Annotated in this window: 13 protein-coding genes; 7 read left to right on the top strand and 6 right to left on the bottom strand. The window is 64.1% G+C overall.

What is annotated here, in order from left to right:
• Nucleotides 1-90: 90 nt before the first annotated feature.
• From XI08_RS37500 to XI08_RS37485, 4 genes are all read right to left on the bottom strand, one after another.
• Nucleotides 91-612, bottom strand: a complete 522-nt coding sequence (locus tag XI08_RS37500) for a hypothetical protein (RefSeq protein WP_271578270.1) — start codon at nucleotides 610-612, stop codon at nucleotides 91-93.
• A 65-nt stretch (nucleotides 613-677) separates the two neighbouring features.
• Nucleotides 678-1,493 carry an MBL fold metallo-hydrolase gene (locus tag XI08_RS37495; protein ID WP_027543438.1) on the bottom strand — a complete coding sequence of 272 codons (816 nt, stop codon included), beginning with the start codon at nucleotides 1,491-1,493 and terminating at the stop codon, nucleotides 678-680.
• A gap of 91 nt (nucleotides 1,494-1,584) precedes the next feature.
• Complete coding sequence (locus XI08_RS37490) at nucleotides 1,585-3,111, bottom strand: permease (protein WP_271578269.1); 1,527 nt, start codon at nucleotides 3,109-3,111, stop codon at nucleotides 1,585-1,587.
• The gene (locus tag XI08_RS37485; protein WP_027543436.1) at nucleotides 3,108-3,857 is read right to left on the bottom strand and encodes an ABC transporter ATP-binding protein; all 750 of its coding nucleotides are present in this window, start codon (nucleotides 3,855-3,857) and stop codon (nucleotides 3,108-3,110) included. The genes XI08_RS37490 and XI08_RS37485 overlap by 4 nt, the downstream gene beginning before the upstream one ends.
• A gap of 261 nt (nucleotides 3,858-4,118) precedes the next feature.
• On the opposite strand from XI08_RS37485, the gene XI08_RS37480 reads away from it, so the two are divergent.
• From XI08_RS37480 to XI08_RS37455, 6 genes are all read left to right on the top strand, one after another.
• On the top strand, nucleotides 4,119-4,994 hold the full coding sequence (locus XI08_RS37480; protein WP_025575149.1) for a branched-chain amino acid ABC transporter permease: 876 nt from the start codon (nucleotides 4,119-4,121) through the stop codon (nucleotides 4,992-4,994).
• A gap of 5 nt (nucleotides 4,995-4,999) precedes the next feature.
• Complete coding sequence (locus tag XI08_RS37475; RefSeq protein ID WP_271578268.1) at nucleotides 5,000-6,145, top strand: branched-chain amino acid ABC transporter permease; 1,146 nt, start codon at nucleotides 5,000-5,002, stop codon at nucleotides 6,143-6,145.
• On the top strand, nucleotides 6,142-6,900 hold the full coding sequence (locus XI08_RS37470) for an ABC transporter ATP-binding protein (RefSeq protein WP_271578267.1): 759 nt from the start codon (nucleotides 6,142-6,144) through the stop codon (nucleotides 6,898-6,900). Before XI08_RS37475 ends, XI08_RS37470 begins: the two co-directional genes overlap by 4 nt.
• Before the next feature lie 4 nt (nucleotides 6,901-6,904).
• The gene (locus tag XI08_RS37465) at nucleotides 6,905-7,693 is read left to right on the top strand and encodes an ABC transporter ATP-binding protein (RefSeq protein ID WP_271578266.1); all 789 of its coding nucleotides are present in this window, start codon (nucleotides 6,905-6,907) and stop codon (nucleotides 7,691-7,693) included.
• Between the two features lie 159 nt (nucleotides 7,694-7,852).
• A complete protein-coding gene (locus tag XI08_RS37460) occupies nucleotides 7,853-9,691 on the top strand; it encodes an AMP-dependent synthetase/ligase (protein ID WP_271578265.1) in 1,839 nt (612 codons plus the stop codon).
• A gap of 107 nt (nucleotides 9,692-9,798) precedes the next feature.
• A complete protein-coding gene (locus tag XI08_RS37455) occupies nucleotides 9,799-10,998 on the top strand; it encodes an ABC transporter substrate-binding protein (RefSeq protein ID WP_027543432.1) in 1,200 nt (399 codons plus the stop codon).
• 170 nt (nucleotides 10,999-11,168) lie between these two features.
• On the opposite strand, the gene XI08_RS37450 is transcribed toward XI08_RS37455, so the two are convergent.
• Together XI08_RS37450 and XI08_RS37445 are read right to left on the bottom strand one after the other, a co-directional pair.
• Complete coding sequence (locus XI08_RS37450) at nucleotides 11,169-12,293, bottom strand: lysozyme inhibitor LprI family protein (RefSeq protein ID WP_271578264.1); 1,125 nt, start codon at nucleotides 12,291-12,293, stop codon at nucleotides 11,169-11,171.
• Between the two features lie 94 nt (nucleotides 12,294-12,387).
• Entirely contained in the window at nucleotides 12,388-13,119 is a 732-nt protein-coding gene (locus XI08_RS37445; RefSeq protein ID WP_271578263.1) for a transglutaminase-like cysteine peptidase, read from the bottom strand.
• A 675-nt stretch (nucleotides 13,120-13,794) separates the two neighbouring features.
• Between XI08_RS37445 and XI08_RS37440 the strand changes: the two genes are divergently transcribed.
• The gene (locus XI08_RS37440; RefSeq protein ID WP_271578262.1) at nucleotides 13,795-19,107 is read left to right on the top strand and encodes a VCBS domain-containing protein; all 5,313 of its coding nucleotides are present in this window, start codon (nucleotides 13,795-13,797) and stop codon (nucleotides 19,105-19,107) included.
• Nucleotides 19,108-19,163: the final 56 nt, after the last annotated feature.

Here is a 19,163-nt window from a genome sequence, read left to right as displayed (position 1 = left end):
CTTATATCGGGAGCCTAGCATCTCGTCCTTGCGTCCAGCAGCGCGCGCCGCGCAACCTCGCCCTTCACCGCGAGCACAACGGCGCGGTCGTCAGCCCTTGCGCCGCTTCGCCCTCACATCGACCACCAGCCGCCAGTCAGACGCTGCAGTCGGCTTGACCTCGCCGAGCCAATGGAAGGCGTCGTCGGCGATCTCCGTAAAACTCCAGCGCGTCAGGTCGCCGGACTCGGTCGTGCCTTCCTGTACGATATCATCGCCACGCGGGCGGCCGATCTGCTGGCGGAACACGCTGCGGCCGGGATCGAACCAGGAGATCCGCCACGCGGATATCGAGGGGTCATAGACCCGCAGCGTCGTGCCGTACCAGTTGCCGGCGATCGGAAAGGCCGGGCTGCCGGTGCGACGGGGAATGATCCAGACGTCCTGGACGGCGCGTCCTTCGAGCACCCAGCCGAAATGGATTTCGCCGGACGCGACATGTTTCGTTCCATCGGGGCCGCGGGCGATGATCTCGGCATCCCAGTCCCCGACGAAGCGGCCGTAAAGCTGGAGCGCCGCGGCGTGCTCGGGGTTTGGTCCATCCGCGTGCAACAATCGCGCAAAGTCGGTCATGTCGATCTCCTGTTGCGGGAAGATCAACACCAATGGGCGACAGCCGGCTTGGAGAAAATTGCGCCTCAGACGCCGTCGAGGATGATCACCGTCGGCTTCGACGGCAGCGCATCGCGCGACATCCGGAAGGAGCGCTCAAGGCGCCGGTCGATCTCGAACTGCTGGCCGATCCGGCGCATGAAATCGTCGAGCGGGGTCGCGAAACGGTGCATCGGCAGCACCACGGAGGAGCGCAGCCGTTTGGTGATCTCGGAGATGCCGTCCAGCGACATGGTGTAGGTGCCGTCGATCGGCACCATCACGATGTCGAGCCGCCCGATCTGGGCGAAATGGCTGTCGTCGAGCTTGTGGTGGAGGTGACCGAGATGGCCGATGCAGAGGCCGGCGACCTCGAAGATGAAGATCGAATTGCCGTCGCGGATCATGTCGGTGCCGGCATCGTCGCCGAAATAGCGGCGGATGTCGGTGGTGACGTTGCGGATGAAGGCGTCGCCAATGCGCTCAGAGACGATGGCCGGCTTGCCGTCCTCGCTCCAGCCATGCAGCACATGGGGAATGCGCTTGTCGGGGAAGAGCGTGTAATGGGTGCTGTGGGCCCGGTTCATGGTGGCCACATCGGGCAGCCGGCCGACCTGATAGGCGCCGCTATAGTCGGTCGCGATGCGCAAGCCGCCGGGCGTGTCGATGGTGTAGGTGGAATGGCCGGCGTAGGTGATCTCGACCTCCGCGGCGGCGGTCGCCTGCCTGAAGGCGACCGGCATGACCCGCGGCGCGGTGTTGGCCATCGCCAGGCACTCGCTGCGCTGGGGCTGCTGCTGGGCGAGGGCAGGCGAGAGGAACGCGCCGAACAGCGCCAGAGCCGCCGAAACAAGTCGCCACATATCCGTCCCCGATGACTTCAGGGGAAAGTCTAGCGTGCAACGCAGCGCGAGGCCAATGGGCTGCGATCAACAGCGCGTCAGTGTCGCACCCTCACTCCCGCCGCGGGCTGAATTTCCAGGTGATGGCGACGAGGCTCGCAGTGATCAAGCCGCTGACGAGGCCGGCGAGGGGCATGGCGAGCAGCAGCGCGGCGGTCGCGGCCCAGCCGATCGAGGAGAAGGCTTCGGCGAAGGTCGCAAGCCGCGAGGAGGTCTGGCGGCGGCGGAATTGGCTGCGCCGGGCCTGCACCCGGAACCAGAGCTGGATCGCGGTCGCGGAGGCCGCGCCGATGATGATCGCACCGGCACTGACCGCAGCCTGGATCGGCGAGGCAATTGCCAGCGCCGCGACCAGTGGGCAGAAGATGACCGCGATCGCGATCAGCACCACCTCGATCTTGGCGCGGATGACGCTGGACGGCGTCAGCGGCGCGGTTGCGACCAGGTCGGGGGCGTCCTCGCCCGAGATCGTCAGCCAGGCCAGCCCGCCGGCGAGCTGTCCCGCCGCCATCACGATCACGGGCGTGATCAGCGTCAGTGCGGCAGAGCTCTCGGCAAAGCTGCGCCAGAGCAGCAGCGCCGGCGGCACCAGATAGAGCAGCTGCATCAGGGTCTGCGAGATCAGCCAGGGATCGCGCCATAGCAGCGAAAATTCCTTGCGGCGCAGCGCCTGCTGCCGCGATCCGCCGCGGAACGGACGCTGCTTCGCGCTTCGGCGGCCGGATGTGCCGTAAGCCGCGGCGTCGATCGCTGTGTCGGCAAAGCGGCCCGAGAAGATCGCCATGACGCTGCCCAGCAGCATCAGCCCGAGCGCGAGAAGCAGCAGCAGTGCCTCGCTGTCACCCATCACTGCCCGCGCCGGCCACCACCAGATACTGTCGAGGTCGGGGGCGTGTTCGGCGAAGGTGCCGGAGGTCAGGATGGTGATGCGCGACAGCGTGCCATAGGACATGATCGCGGCGACCTGGAGCGCGATCACGAAGCCGGCGCCGATGATGGCGGCGAGGATCTGCGCCACGAAACGCGTCCGCGCCGGGCCGATCAGGCGGAACAGCAGGATGGTGACGGCGATCGCGATCGCCGCGGCCGACAGGCCCATCGCGACGACGACGCCGAACGCCGCAAACCAGCGCGGTCCACCGCCGATCACCAGCACGTCGATGAAGGGTGTCGAGAACAACAGCGCCAGCACCGTGACGGCGAGCGCGATTGCGGCGATGCGCACCGAGAACAGGTTGGCCAGCGTCGCCGGCGAGGACATGATCAGATCGAGATCGGCGCGGGCGTAAAACACCCGCGTCACCGATTCGATCGCCTGCGACAGCATCAAGGTCCAGGCCAGAAAGATCGTCGCCGTGATCACGATCAGCGAGGATTTGTCGAGCGGCAGTTGCAGGTCCGCGAGGTGGCCGATCACGGCCCAGGCCGGCACGTGCAGGAGCGCTGCGAACAGAAGCAGGCCGATGACGGCGGCGCGCGTCCGCTTGCGCCGGCCGCCGGTCATCACGGCTAGCCATTCGCGCCAGGCGAGCCGGAGCTCGTGGCGGGCAAACCAGGACAGCGCAGTCGCCGAGCTCATGCGGCTTCCTGGAGCGTCACCAGTGCGATGAAGAGATCTTCCAGGCTGGTGTCGGCATGGCCGTTCTGCTGGCGCAGCTCGGTGAGCGTGCCTTCGGCGACCAGGCGGCCCGAGGCGATCACGCCGATGCGGTCGGCCATGCGCTCGGCAACCTCGAGAATATGCGTGGTCATGATCACGGTGCAGCCGGCGCGGACGCGCTCGCTCAGGAGGCCCTTCACGTGGCGGGCGGAGACGGCATCCAGCCCCGTCAGCGGCTCGTCGAGGATGATGAGGCGAGGATCGTGCACCAGCGCGCCGGCCAGCGCCACCTTCTGGCGCATGCCCTTGGAAAAGCCCTCGCAGCGTTCGTGCCGGTGTGCCTCGAGCCCGAGCGAGCTGAGCAGCCCCTCGGCGACCGGTTCCGAGACGGATGGCGCGATGCCCCAGAGCCCGGCGACGAATTCGAGGTACTCCAGCGGCGTCAGCTTGTCGTAGATCATGGGCTCGTCGGAGACCCACGCCATCACCTGCTTGGCGGCGACCGGATTTTGGAGCGCATCGATGCCGAAGATCGAGACCGCGCCGGCGTCGGGCCGCAAGAGGCCCGCAACCATGCGCAACGTGGTGGTCTTGCCGGCGCCGTTGGGGCCGACCAGGGCGTAGAATTCACCGGCGTGAATTGTGAGGTCGAGGCCATCGACCGCCAGACGGTCAAAACGCTTCGTTAACCCTCGGACTTCGAGCGCCGAGCTGTCCGGCTTCATGACGGCCATACCATCCGGTTTTGCATCGCCCGCGACCATGACCTGAAGATGTTTCGGCACGGTGAATCGCATTGCCGCAAATTCCGTCATCCGTCTTGGACTAAAGGCAAGTCACCGTTTGTTGACAGCGCTTGGCGGTTCAGGCTGAATTGGCGCCGGGACAAATGGCGCTAACGCAGCGAAACGACTGCGTAGCGACTGGACACAAGATGCGACGAGGCGATCGAAGAGCCGCCGGTTGCGTCAGGAGGAAGCGCGGCGATGCTGGATTTCGTTCAGCAGCTGGTCAGCGGTGTTGCGCTCGGCTGCGTCTACGGCCTGATCGCGCTCGGCTTCGTGCTGGTCTACAAGGCGACCGAGGTCGTCAATTTCGCCCAGGGCGATCTGATGATGCTGGGCGGCTTCTTCGCCTTCACCTTCATCGGCATGATGGGCCTGAATTACTGGATCGGCTTCGCCGGTGCGGTGGCCGCGATGGCGCTGTTCGGCATGCTGGCAGAACGCGTGGTGGTGCGGCCGATCCTCGGCTATCCGCAATTCTCCATCATCATGGCGACCATCGGGCTCGGCTACTTCCTGCGCTCGATCGCCGGCATGATCTGGGGCACCGACGATCTGAAGATCGAGACGCCGTTCAGCCAGGGCGTGCTCCGGATCGGCTCGCTGGTGCTCGCCTACGACAAGCTCTCGGTGATCGCGGCGACGATGATCCTGTGCACGCTGCTCTGGCTGTTCTTCAACAAGACCACGCTCGGCACCGCGATGCGCGCCAGTTCCGAGAACATGCTGGCGGCCTATTACATGGGCATTCCGGTCAAGCGCGTGGTGTCGATCGTCTGGGCGATCAGCGCGGCGGTCGCGACCTGCGCCGGCGTGCTGCTGGCGCCGATCACCTTCATCCACTCCAATGTCGGCCTCGTGCTCGGGCTCAAGGCATTCCCCGCCGCAGTCCTCGGCGGCTTCGGCTCGATCCCGGGCGCGGTGGTCGGCGGCGTCCTGATCGGCGTGATCGAGAGCATGGCCGGCTTCTATCTGGCCGAGGGCTGGAAGGACGCCGCGCCCTACATCGTGTTGCTCGCCGTGCTCTTGCTCAAGCCCGAGGGCCTGTTCGGCCTTCACGTCCGCAAGAAGGTCTGAACGCCATGCGCTTCCTGTTCAAGACCGACTACGAAGACGACATCAAGCTGTTCCCGCATTCGGGCTATTTCGTCTCTTACGGCATCCTGCTCGCGCTGCTGCTGATCGCGCCTTACGTGCTCTCCAGCTATCTGATGAGCCAGCTCGTCTTCGTCTGCATCTATGCGACCGTCGGCGTGGCGCTGCTGATCCTGACCGGGTTCACCGGCCAGGCCTCGCTCGGGCACGCGGCGTTCCTCGCGATCGGCGCCTACACGGCGGCCTATTTGCAGAAATACAACGTTCCGTTCCCGGTCTACTTCCTCGCCGCAGGTCTTCTGACCGGCTGCATCGGCGCGATGGTCGGCTTTCCCGCGCTACGGCTCCAGGGCATCTATCTCGTCATCGCCACCATCTCCTTTGCCTTGATCGTCGAGGAGGTCCTGGCGCGCTGGGAGAGCGTCACCAACGGCAACGAGGGCATGCGGGTCAAGACGCTGTCGCTGCTCGGCGTCGCGGTGCCGCGTGACAGCCCCACCTTCTATTTCCTGTGTCTCGCCGTGCTGGTGCTGACCATCGTCGGCACGCTCAATCTGTTGCGCTCGCCGACGGGCCGCGCCTTCGTCGCGATCCGCGACAGCGAGACCGCGGCGCGCAGCATGGGCATCAACGTCGCGCTCTACAAGGTGAAGTCCTTTGCGATCTCGGCGGCGATCACCGGCTTTGCCGGCGTCTTGTTCGCGCACAAGCTCTCCTTCATCTCGCCGGAGATGTTCACGCTCCAGCTCTCGATCGAGTTCATCATCGTGATCCTGATCGGCGGCAGCTTCAGCCTGCACGGCGCCGTGCTGGGCGCGATCTTCATCGTGATGATCGACCCGTTCCTGACCTATTTGAAGGACGACATGCCCGGCATCATCGCCGGCATTGCCGCCGCTTTCGGCGCCGGCGCGCAGGGAGCGGCCCAGTCCAGGGTCGCAGCCTTCGCCTCGCTCAACGGGCTGAAGGGCGCGATCTACGGTATCATCATCGTGCTGTTCGTGCTGTTCGAGCCGCTCGGGCTCTACGGCCGCTGGCTCAAGATCAAGCTCTTCTTCCAGCTCTTCCCGCTCTACAAGCGCGCCACCTTCAAGCGGCAGAAGATCTACGTGAAGTCGGAGCGCAACCGATGAGCTATTTCCGCGCCGAGAATCTGTCGCTGCATTTCGGCGGCCTCAAGGCTGTCGATGCGGTGTCGTTCGCGGTGGAGAAGGGCGAGATCCTCTCGATCATCGGTCCCAACGGCGCCGGCAAGAGCTCGATCTTCAACCTGATCTCGCGCATCTACCGGCCGACCTCGGGCCGCATCTTATTCGAGGACCAGGACATCACCGAGCAGCCGCCTTACGATATCGCAAGACTCGGCATCGCCCGCACCTTCCAGAACATCGAGCTGTTCGAGAATGCGACCGTGCTGTCCAACCTCCTGGTCGGACGCCACCGCCATTCCACCACGCAGCTCTGGCAGGAACTGCTGTTCCTGCCCAGCGTACGCGCCAACGAGAAGGTGCATCGCCGCCGGGTCGAGCAGGTGATCGAGTTCCTCGACCTCGAACCCTATCGCGACAAACTGATCTCGGGCCTTCCTTACGGCGTGCGCAAGGTGATCGAACTCGCGCGGGCGCTGTGCTCGGAGCCGAAGCTGATCCTGCTCGACGAACCGTCCTCGGGCCTCAATGTCGAGGAGACCGACGACATGTCGTTCTGGATCCGCGACATGAAGAACGAGCTCGGCGTCACCGTGCTGATGGTCGAGCACGACATGTCGCTGGTCAACCGCGTCTCCGATCGCGTCATCGCGCTGAACTATGGCCGGGTGCTGGCGATGGGCTCGCCGGCCGAGGTGCAGCAGCACCCTGACGTCGTCGCCGCGTATCTGGGAGCCTGATGCGATGGATGCCGCGGTGACTCCGGACATCATCCTGAAGCTCTCCAACGTCGAGAGCTATTACGGACCGATCATGGCGATCCGCGGCATCTCGCTTGAGGTGCCCCGCGGCCGCATCGTGACGCTGCTCGGAGCCAACGGCGCCGGCAAGACCACGGTGCTGAAGACGATCTCCGGCATTCTCGATCCGCAGAAGGGCACGATCGAGTTCATGGGCAAGCCGATCCAGCGCATGGAGGCCGACCGGATCGTGCGGCTGGGCCTCAGCCACGTGCCGGAGGGGCGCGAGGTGTTCCCGTTCCTCTCCGTGCGCGAGAACCTGATGATGGGCGCCTATCCGCGCAAGGACCGGGACGGCGTCGCGGAGGATCTGGAGCGCGTCTACGGCTATTTCCCGCGGCTGAAGGAGCGTATCGACCAGCCGGCCGGCCAGCTCTCCGGCGGCGAGCAGCAGATGCTCGCGATCGGTCGCGCGCTGATGAACCGGCCGACCCTGCTGCTGCTCGACGAGCCCTCGCTCGGCCTGTCGCCGATCCTGGTGAAGGAGATTTTCACGATCATCCGCCGGGTCAATGAGGAGCAGGGCATGTCGATCCTGCTGGTCGAGCAGAATGCCAAGGTGGCGCTGGAGACGGCGCATTACGGCTACGTGCTGGAGATCGGCCGGATCGTCATGAACGACAGCTGCGACCGCTTGATGCATTCCCAGGACATCCAGGAATTCTACCTTGGCGCCAAGGAGGCGGGCGCGCGAGGCGAGCGGCGCTGGAAAAAGAAGAAGACGTGGCGTTAGGGGACTCGGCGTTAGAAGACTTGGCGTTGGAAGACTCGGCGTTAAAGGAAGTTTTGGCGTTAAAGCAGGAATTGGCGTTAAATGGGATTGCCCGTCCGCAAGACATAGACCGCCGGCAAGGCAGGCAGCGGAGCGGACAGCGACAAGGAGGAGACGCGCATGGCCCGAGCGGTGGTGCTGACGGTCGCTGATACGATCGCGAAAAGCTTCTTGCGTGCCGCGGAGACGCGGGGCGACAGGCCGGCGATCCGCGAGAAGAAATTCGGCATCTGGCAGCCGACGAGCTGGCGCGAGTGGCTGGAGATCTCGAAGGAGATCGCCTACGCGCTTCGCGCGATCGGTTTCATGCCCGGCGACGTCGCCTCCATCATCGCCAATGCCGTGCCGGAATGGGTCCATGCCGACATGGGCATCCTGTGCGCCGGCGGCGTCTCCTCCGGAATCTATCCGACCGATGCATCGTCCCAGGTCCAGTATCTCGTCAACGATTCCGGCACGAAGGTGATCTTCGCCGAGGACGAGGAGCAGCTCGACAAGATCCTCACCTGCCGCACACGCTGCCCGTCCCTGCAAAGGATCGTCGTGTTCGACATGGAGGGCCTCAGCGGCTTCTCCGACGACATGGTGATGTCGCTCGAGGAGTTTCGCGCGCTCGGGCGCAACCATATGGTCGGGCGCGAAGCACTGTGGCAGGAGATGATCGACAGCCGCAGCCCGAGCGATCTCGCGGTCCTTGTCTATACGTCCGGCACGACCGGTCCCCCCAAGGGCGCGATGCACGCCAACCGCAGCGTCACGCACCAGATGCGGCATGCCAACGACTTCATCCCGGCGCGGGAGAACGAAGACCGGCTGATCTTCCTGCCGCTCTGCCATGTCGCCGAGCGCATCGGCGGCTATTACATCTCGGTCGCCCTCGGCTCGGTGATGAACTTTGCCGAAAGCCCGGAGACGGTGCCGGACAACTTACGCGAGGTGCAGCCGACCATCTTCCTCGCGGTGCCGCGCATCTGGGAAAAATTCTATTCCGCCGTCACCATCGCGCTGAAGGATGCGACGCCGCTTCAGCAATGGGTCTATCGCCGTGCGATCGGGGTCGGCTACCGCATGGTCGATTGCCGGATCGAGGGCAGGACGCCGCCGCTGTCGCTGCGCATTGCAAATCATCTCGCCTATCGCATCGCATTCCGCAACATCCGCCGCATGATCGGGCTCGACCGCTGCCGTATCGCCTTCACCGGCGCGGCGCCGATCGCGCCGGAACTGATCCGCTGGTATCTCGCGCTCGGCATCGACATGCACGAGCTCTACGGTCAGACCGAGAATTGCGGGGTCGCCACCATGATGCCGGCGGAACGGATCAAGCTCGGCTCGGTCGGCACGGCCGTGCCCTGGGGTGAGGTCGCGTTGTCACCCGACGGCGAGATCCTGATCAGGGGCGACTTCCTGTTCATGGGCTACCTGAACCAGCCGGAGAAGACCGCCGAGACCATCGATCAACGCGGCTGGTTACACACCGGTGATGTCGGCACCATCGACAATGAAGGCTTCGTCCGCATCACCGACCGGATGAAGGACATCATCATCACCTCCGGCGGCAAGAACATCACACCGTCCGAGATCGAGAACCAGCTCAAATTCTCGCCCTACATCTCGGATGCCGTGGTGATCGGCGACAAGCGGCCGTATCTGACCTGCCTCGTGATGATCGACCAGGAGAATGTCGAGAAGTTCGCCCAGGACCACGACATCCCCTTCACCAATTATGCGAGCCTGTGCCGGGCGACGGAGATCCAGGACCTGATCTGGCGCGAGATCGAGCAGGTCAACGGCAATTTCGCCCGCGTCGAGAGCATCAAGAGGTTCTATCTGATCGAGCGCCAACTGACGCCCGAGGACGAGGAGCTGACGCCGACCATGAAGCTGAAGCGCGGCTTCGTGAACAAGCGCTACGCCGCCGAGATCGAGGCGATGTATCGCGAGCGTGCGGTTGCTTGAGCATGATCCGGAGGATCATGCTCAAGAGAGATGGATTTGAGAAAACGGCGAAGGCTTGAGAGGCCCGATCCTTCGCTCAACACGGGCCACTGAAGGAGGAGACTGCAATGTCGAAATCGCTGAAGGCGCTGGGCCTGGCGGTGAGCGCCCTTGCGCTGACCTGTCTGCCGGCCGCCGCTCAAACGAAGGTCACCAATGAAGGCATCTCGGCATCCGAGATCGTCATCGGCACGCATCAGGACCTGTCGGGCCCGATCAAGGGCTGGGGCGTACCGGTCTCCAACGGCATGAAGATGGCGACCGAGGAGATCAACGCGGCGGGCGGTGTCCAGGGCCGCAAGATCAAGCTGGTCGTCGAGGATAGCGGCTACGATCCGAAGAAAGCTGTGCTGGCTTCGCAAAAGCTGATCGAGCGCGACAAGATTTTCGCGATGGTGGGACCAATGGGATCGCCGACCGTGCTCGCTGCGCAGGATATCCTGCTCGACGCCGGCGTGCTTCAGCTCTTCCCGCTGACGGCGGCCGAGTTCACCTTCAAGTTCGATCCGGCCAAGCCGCAGGAGCGGCTGAAGTTCAACAACCTCCTGCCCTATGTCGAGAGCACACGCGCAGCGCTCAAATACATGATTGAGGCAAAGAATTTCAAGAAGCCGTGCATCATGCATCAGGACGACGAGTACGGAAAAAACGTGCTCGATGGTTTTAACCAGCAGCTCGCCGTCATGAAGGTGCAGCCGGCCTCGATCACGAGCTACAAGCGCGGCGCCTCCGACTTCTCGGCGCAGGTCGCCAAGATGAAGTCCGACGGCTGCGACCTCGTCGTGCTCGGTGCCGTCCTCCGTGAGCCTATCGGCACCATGACGGAGGCCAAGAAGCTCGGCTGGGAGGTCACCTTCCTCGGTGCCACGCCCGTTAACGTGCTCGAAGTGCCGGCGCTCGGCAAGGAAGTGGTGGAAGGCTTGTATGCCGCTTCGAACTTCGAAATTCCCTACGAAGACACCGCGAAGGGAAAGGTGAAGGACTGGCTGGTCAATTACAAGAAGATGTTCAACGCCGACGCCAACACCCAGGCGATCATCGGCTACAATGCGGTGATGACGTTCGCGCATTATGCCAACAAGGCTGGCAAGGATCTCACTGGCCAGAAGATGCTCGACGCGCTGGAGTCCGGTGACAAGTTCCAGGATATCTTCAATTCGCCGCCGACCGTGTTCTCGAAGACCAACCATCTCGCCACCACCGTCACCCAGGTGCAGCAGGTGAAGAACGGCCGCTGGGTGCTGGTGAAGGACAATCTGATGTTTTGATATCTCGCGGCGATGACGGTGCACCCTCTCCCCTTGCGGGAGAGGGTGGCTTCGCGTGAGCGAAGCCGGGTGAGGGGTTTCTATCCTCACGAACAGTCTGACGCGTGGTGAGAACCCCTCATCCGGCGCTTCGCGCCACCTTCTCCCAAAAGGGGAGAAGGGAAGAATCGCTACGATCCCCCGCCCGCGGTGCCCGAATTCACCGGTGCCAGTTCGTCTTCTCGGCAGCGCCAGCCGTCGGCGGCTTTCACGAAGGCGAAGGTGCGCTGGATCCTCAGGCGGCGCGTGACGTTGAAGGCGTCCGCGGAGCGCTCCTTGTTGCCGGCGGCTCCCGGCTGCGGACGACCCGTCCTGGCGTCCCAGCAGGTGCCGGTGCAGGCGGAGGCGACCCTGCTGCAAGTGGTGAAGGGCGCCAGCACGACCATTTCGATCTCGCCCGTGACCTGCGCCTCCTGGTCGGTCACCTGGCTGTCGACGGCGTAGACGCGGTTGATGCGCAGGAAATTGCCGCACGAATTGGCCGCGTGAATCCGCGCGGCGCAGAAGTCGACGGCGTCGGTGTCGGGCGACCGGGCCGCGACCTGGCGGCCGAACACCTTCTTCGGATCACCCTTGGCGGCGCGGATGTCGTCGGTCTTGTGCGTCAGGTAGTCGGCAAGACAGCTTTCCGCGGATTCGAGCTCTTGCAGCGGCACGTTCTCCTTGCCGACGAGATTGCATCTGCGGTCGCGCTCTCGCGTCCACCGGCCGTATTCGGCGAAGGCAAAGCGGGCCGCGGTCGGGTCCAGTTTGCCGATCAGGCCGAGCACCTGGCTGTTCAACTCGGTCTCGGCAAGCGCCAGCGACGGGTCGGCGCAGATCAGCGCGCCTGCGGCGGTGTTGGCTGCGAGACAGTCGAAATCCGGATCGCGCAGGATCGCGGCCCGCTCCTCGGTCACCTTGAGAAGGCACGCCATGACCCGGCTGACATCGTCGGCGCGGATCGCGGTCTGGCCGATGATGCCGCAGCCGAGATTGCGCTGTCGGATCCAGATGGCGTTTTCCTCGATCGCCGGCAGGCGATCGGGCAGGCGCGCGAGCCGTGCCTCGATTGCCGTGCTCAGCTTCTCGGCGGCGGCGGCAAGCTCGGCGTCACCGCAGAACAATTGATTGCCGGGGTCGCGAATCTGCTGGCAGTTGTTCTTGGCGAACAGCGGCAGTCTGTCGGCGATGGAGCGGTCGGATGGGCCGGATTGCGCGAACGCGGGTGCCGCGAGCGTCAGCAGCGCGAGCACAATCAGTCCGATGAACCGCATTCCGGTCGTCCCCCGCATTGCCGGAGGCATGCTAGCGTCACGGATCGCGCGGTGGAATGGGTTTGTGGGAGAGGTCTATCGGGCTACGAGAAAATCAATGCGCCTCGGCGGGAGCCATCGACAGCCGTACCGGCTCGTCGACATATTTCATCACGGCCGACGGGTAGAGCACGAACAGCGGCTGGTAGGTGCGCGCGTCGTCGTCGTCGACCATCGCCATGCGGCGGTTGTCGAGCATCAGCCAGTGGCCGTCGAGCTTTGCCGCGGCAACCGCATGCTCCTCGCCGGCGCGGGTGTCGCGCACCACGACGATGCGGAGGTCCTCGGTGGCAACGCCGGCGAGTCGCAGCGCGGCCAGCTTGGCGATGGCGTAGTCTTCGCAGTCGCCGGCGCCGCGCTCGAAGGTCGCAAGCGGCGAGCTCCAGACGTCGTCGACGCCGTCATTGGCGGCCCGGATCGAGAGGTTGATGGCGCGATTGGTCTCGCCCAGCCGGGCGCGGCCGTCGCGGGCGCGGGCCTGGTCGACGATGGCGAGCAGCTTGAGTGCCGCAGGCGATGCGCAATTGTCCCGGTCGCCGTCGCACAGCGCGAGCTGCACCATGTCGTCGTCGAGCCTGGACTTCAGCGCGGACCATTTCTGCTGGAGGCTGCCGGACGAGATGGCAAAGGCGAATACGCCGAACGGTTCGGCGGATTTGCGCACGAGGACGCCGGCACCCGGCGACAGCAGCGTGCCGGCGCGAAGCTCTGCGACCGATCCGAACAGGACCAATCCACACAGGACAAGGATTGCGCGCCAGGCGCGCGAGCGAGCAGCGGTCTCCATCTGACATCCCCTTCCGGCTTCGCCAGATCCCCCTCGACCTGGTCGTGCCGGGCTTTGTTGCTTTCACGGAGATAGTGCGAGACGGGCGGTTCTGTTCTGCTTAACGCGGCCGCCAGGGGCCCCAAAACCATGGGACAGGCTGAAACGGGTCTGCCCAAATTGCGTAAAATTTTACGAATCGGGGGATAAGAGGAGTCCGTTTGCCGCGAAACCGCACCATTTGCAGGCAGAAGTTGTGGGCATGCTGATTCTGTCGCCTATGGCTAACGGCCCGCTATTTCACGGGTTCTGTTAGTTGGGTCACAGATTTAGTTCCGTATTTCCCGCAGGATGCCACGGGGTCCCACGAAGAAAAGATGACATGAGTATCTGCCGCTTGATCTATACGGCAGTTTACCTTGGATGACTGGAAATGCGTGAAATTCGTTCGAATTCTACCTCGATATACTGCAAGAAATACTTCGCCTTCTCTCTGAGGGCAGTGCTCCCAGGTGGCTCCGATCGGCAAGTGACGCGAAATCACACAAGCAATAGATGGTTTCGCTAATGATTTAGTAATGCTATGCAAGCTTAGGCGGATGATACTTACTTAAATTTTAACTCTTTTACGGTGCCCGGTTGAATTACGCTGGCAAATTTGACGCCGCGATCATCTTGGACGGCCTGGGTTCCCACTTGCCCGGCGATGTCCATGGCGATTCCTTTACCGCCAAGCCCTTCATCGCGAAGGCGCATGGTCACGTGCCCGACGGCGCGTTCGTGGTTCCCGACCCGAACCTGATCTTCAACGGCGAGTTCAAGCGCGCCGGTCTCGACCTCGTGCTGTCCCATGAGGGACACGAGTTCGTCGTTCACGATTATTTCAGGGGCGACAAGCGCGCCGCGATTGCCTCGCCCGATGGCGCCCACCTCACCGGCGACATCGTCAACGCGCTCACGGGCCATGTGCAATATGCGCAGGCCGCACCCGGCGCCGCCGCGGCCCAGGTCATCGGCCACGTCACCAAACTCTCCGGCAGCGCGACCGCGGTCCGCAACGGCGTCTCGGTCATCCTGAACAACGGCGACAATGTCGAGAAGGGCGACGTCGTCTCGACCGGTGCCGATTCGACGCTCGGTATCACCTTCATCGACGGCACCGTGTTCGGCCTGTCCTCAAATGCGAGGATGGTGCTGAACGAGATGGTCTACGACCCCAACGGATCGAACAACTCCTCGCTGCTCAGCCTGGTCGCGGGCACCATCACCTTCGTCGCCGGCGAGACCGCCAAGCACGGCGACATGAAGGTCGACACACCGGTCGCCACCATGGGCATCCGCGGCACGGCGGTGCTGACCCAGATCAACTTCGTCGTTCCCGCCGGTGGCGGCGATCCGCAGCCGCAGGCCAGCTTCCAGGTGCTGGTGGAGCCGAACGGCACGACGGGTTCCTACATCCTGTTCGACAAGGTCACGCTGCTGCCGATCGCGACGGTCAACCAGGCCGGCCAGATGATCCAGATCAGCGGCGGCAACGTCTCGATCACCAATGCGCTGATGTCGCCGGACGTTCAGAAGCTGATCACGGACGTGTTCACGCTGAAGTTCACCGACACCAACACCAACACCAAGCTGACCTCCAACTTCACCGACACAATCACGCAAACCGGCCAGGATCTGGTGTTCAAGTCGGGGTCGGGTGCCGTCGTGATCGCAACCTTCACGAACCTCAATCCGCAGGGACCTGAGGCACCCGGCACTTCAACGCCGCCCGCCACCCGTATTCCCGGCCAGCCGCTGGCGCGAAGCCTCGATTTGAGCGGCAATGTGAAGACGGCGTTCGCGCTGCCCGAGCGCGCGGACACCACCGGCGACACGACGCCCGATACGATCTCCGGCCGGATCACTTTCGTCGACCAGAACCTCGGTGACCGGCCGACGGTGAAGGTGAGCCTCGCCGATGCGCCGAACTATGTCTACAAGAGCGCCGGCCAGCAGGACGTCACCGGTTCGCTCACCGCGCTTCAGAAGCAGGACATCGCCGCGACGCTGATCCAGATCAACGTCGCCGCCGACGGCGGCAACAACAACAACGGCTCGGCGGTCTGGACCTACACGATCCCCGACCACGTCTTCGACTTCCTCGCGGCCGGAGAAACGCTGACGCTGACCTACATGGTCCGCGTCGATACCAATTTCGCGGTGAACCCCGAGACCGCGTTCATCCCGATCACCATCACGATCACGGGCACCAACGACAAGCCGGTGCTTGCCACGTCGGGCGGAAACGTCATCGAGAAGGTCGGGACCGGCAACACGGCCCTGGACACCATCACCGGCACCGTCACCTTCAGCGACGTCGACCTGACGGACCGGCCGATCGTGAGCGCGGCGCTCTCGTCGACCCAGCCGTTCAAATATCTCGATGCGCAGGGCCACGATATCACGGCATCGCTGACCCCGGAGCAGCTCGCCGCGATCGCGGCCGTCGAGGTGCCGCTGACCGTGGTGCAGGGCGCGGGAAACAGCAACAACGGTTCGGCCACCTGGACATATAGCGTTCCCGACCACCTCTTCGACTTCCTCGCCGAAGGCGAGAGGCTGGTCCTCAACTACGTGGTGCAGGTCGATGACGGGCACGGCGGCGTCGTCAGCACGCCGGTCACCGTGTCCATCAATGGTGCCGACGTCGATGTCGAAGGCACCAACGACGTTCCGACGATCGTCGCGGGCTCGACCACGGCGACCGGCGCGGTGGCCGAGGATACGGCGGCAACCCTGGCGGCCAACGGCACCATTACCTTCAGCGACCCCGACCTCACGGACACGCACACCGCCAGTTTCGTTCTGAAGTCGTCGGATGCAAGCGCCAACCTGCCCGGCTACTCGGAGACCGCGCCGCTCGGCAAGATCGGCACGTTCGCACTCACCGCGGTGGGCGAGAGCCCCGGCGTCAACTCCATCGGGTCGGTGGGCTGGAGCTTCACACTCGACGACAACGACCCGGTGCTGCAGTCGCTGGCCGAAGGCCAGACCATCACCCAGGTCTACACCGTTACCATCGACGACCATCACGGTGGAACGGTCACCCAGGACGTTACGGTCGTCATCACCGGCAAGAACGACGCGCCGACCATCACCAGTAGTGTTGCGGCGGCAATTGGCAAGGTCACCGAGGACTCGGGCCTGACGCTGTCGATCGACGGCACGCTGGCAATCCAGGACCTCGACCTGATCGACACCCATACGGCGCAGGCGGTGTTCAAGTCGTCAGCGTCGAGTGCGCATCTGCCGGGCTTTGTGGAAGGCACCACGAACCTCGGCACCTTCACGATCGACCCGTCGGTGACGGAGCTGACCACGGACACCGACAACGGCGCGACGCTGGGCTGGCATTTCACGCTCGACAACAGCAATGCGATGCTGCAGTCGCTGGCGGAAGGCCAGACCATCACCCAGGTCTATACCGTCACCTTCACCGACAATCACAATGCGACGGTGACGCAGGACGTCAGCGTCACGATCACCGGCGTCAACGACGCCCCGACCATCACCAGCAGTGCGCCGGCGGCAACGGGTAAGGTCACCGAGGATTCGGGCCTGACGCTGTCGATCGACGGTACGCTGGCGATCCAGGACCTCGACCTGATCGACACCCATACGGCGCAGGCGGTGTTCAAGTCGTCAGCGTCGAGTGCGCATCTGCCGGGCTTTGTGGAAGGCACCACGAACCTCGGCACCTTCACGATCGACCCGTCGGTGACGGAACTGACTACGGACACCAACAACGGCGCGACGCTGGGCTGGCATTTCACGCTCGACAACAGCAATGCGATGCTGCAGTCGCTGGCGGAAGGCCAGACCATCACCCAGGTCTACACCGTCACTTTCACCGACAATCACAATGCGTATGTCACGCAGGACGTCACCGTCACGATCACCGGCGTCAACGATGCCCCGACCATCACCAGCAGTGCTGCGGCGGCAATTGGCAAGGTCACCGAGGACACTGGCGCGACGCTGTCGATCGAAGGTACGCTGGCGATCCAGGACCTCGACCTGATCGACACCCACACCGCGCACGCGGTGTTCAAGTCGTCGTCATCGAGTGCGGATCTGCCCGGCTTCGTGGACGACGCCACGAATATCGGCACCTTCACGCTCGACAATTCGGTGTCCGAATCCAGCACCGACACCAGCAATGGCGCGACGCTGGGCTGGCACTTCACGCTCGACGACAGCAATGCGATGCTGCAGTCGCTGGCCGAAGGCCAGTCGATCACCCAGGTCTACACCGTCACCTTTACCGACAATCACAATGCGTGGGTCACGCAGGACGTCACGGTCACGATCAACGGCGCCAACGACGCCCCGACCGTCACCAGCGATGCGGCGGCGGCGACCGGCGCGGTCACCGAGGACGAGAGCTCGTCGCTGTCGACCTGCGGTACGCTGGCGATCCGGGATCTCGACCTGATCGACACCCATACCGCGCAGGCGGTATTCAAATCGTCATCCGTCAGCTCGGCTCTGCCGGGCTTCGACGACAATACCACGAATATCGGCACCTTCACGCTCGACAATTCGGTGTCCGAATCCAGCACCGACACCAGCAATGGCGCGACGCTGGGCTGGCACTTCACGCTCGACGACAGCAATGCGATGCTGCAGTCGCTGGCCGCAGGCCAGACCATCACCCAGGTCTACACCGTCACCTTCACCGACGACCATGGTGCCTCGGTTCACCAGGACGTCACGGTCACCATCACCGGCACCAACGACGCGCCGACGCTCGCCGATGCGACGCTGGCGTCCGTCGCCGGCAATGACGGTGATCCGGACGGCGCGACGATCAGCAGCCTCTTCCTGGGCAAGTTCGCCGATGTCGACGCCGGCTCGAGCCTGAAGGCGATTGTCGTGACGTCGGATACGGCTGCGGCCACCCAAGGCGTCTGGCAGTACGAGCTCGCTGGCACGCATCAATGGGTCGATATCGGTTCGGTTGGCGACACGCATGGGCTGGTGCTGAACCCGGATACCCTGATCCGGTTCGTGCCGGCCGACGGCTTCACGGGGACGCCGGACGCACTGGGCGTCCATGCGCTCGACGATACCTACGCCGGCGCCATCACGACCGACGCGTCGACGCCGGCGACGATCGATCTCACGGCCACGGGCACCGGCGGCACGACGCCGGTGTCGCACGACCTCACCAACATCGGGACGAGCGTGACGGCGGCGCCCGCCGTTGGCCCGGTCATCGACACCGAGAGCTTTCGGGTCGAGCATGTCCGCGAGAACAGCACCGACATTATCTACGATCTCGTGGTCACCGACACCGATGCCGGTGCCGCGACCGACGACTTCACCGTCACGGTGTCGACCGCGCATCCGGATCTCAGCCGCGTTGATTTCTATCCGGCGTCCGGCTCGCTCGACGACATCAACACGGGCTTCGAGACCGGCATCACCTACAATCCGACCGGAGCCAGCACCGATCAGTACCCCGAGCCTCCGGAGGCCGACCAGATCACGCTGACGGTGACGGACAAGACCACGGGTCTGTTCGATACCGTCCACTTCATCTTCAACGAGGCCGGCGACACCAGCCAGGGCATCACGCTGCAGGGTACCAGCGGCAAGGACGTCATCTTCGCGACCGATACCAACGACACGCTGACCGGCGGTGGCGGCAAGGATCAGTTCGTGTTTGCACCGGGCGCAATTGAGCATGACGATGACGGGCACCCCGTGACCGATTTCTCGCACACCATCACCGACTTCACGGTGGGCCTGGACAAGATCGACCTGCGCCAGTTCTCGGATGTCAGCTCCATCTACAGTCTCCACATCGCCCAGCAGCAGGACTCGGGCGACACGCTGGTCACGTGGCACCAGCAGGTCATGCAGCCGGAGGGCGCCCCGGTTACCGAGACCGAGGCGCTGTTGCTGAAGAACGTGATTGCGGCGAATCTCAAGGCCAGCGATTTCATCTTCCACATCACCTGATCTGCGCCCGGTGGCCTCCCGCCGGCTCGCGGTTCGACCGCGGCAAAAAATCCATG

It is taken from the genome of Bradyrhizobium sp. CCBAU 11361, assembly GCF_028128935.1.
GTDB classification, from domain to species: Bacteria; Pseudomonadota; Alphaproteobacteria; order Rhizobiales; family Xanthobacteraceae; genus Bradyrhizobium; species Bradyrhizobium niftali.
Note: the sequence above shows the minus strand (reverse complement) of the source record. Positions and strands in the feature narration are given on the sequence as shown.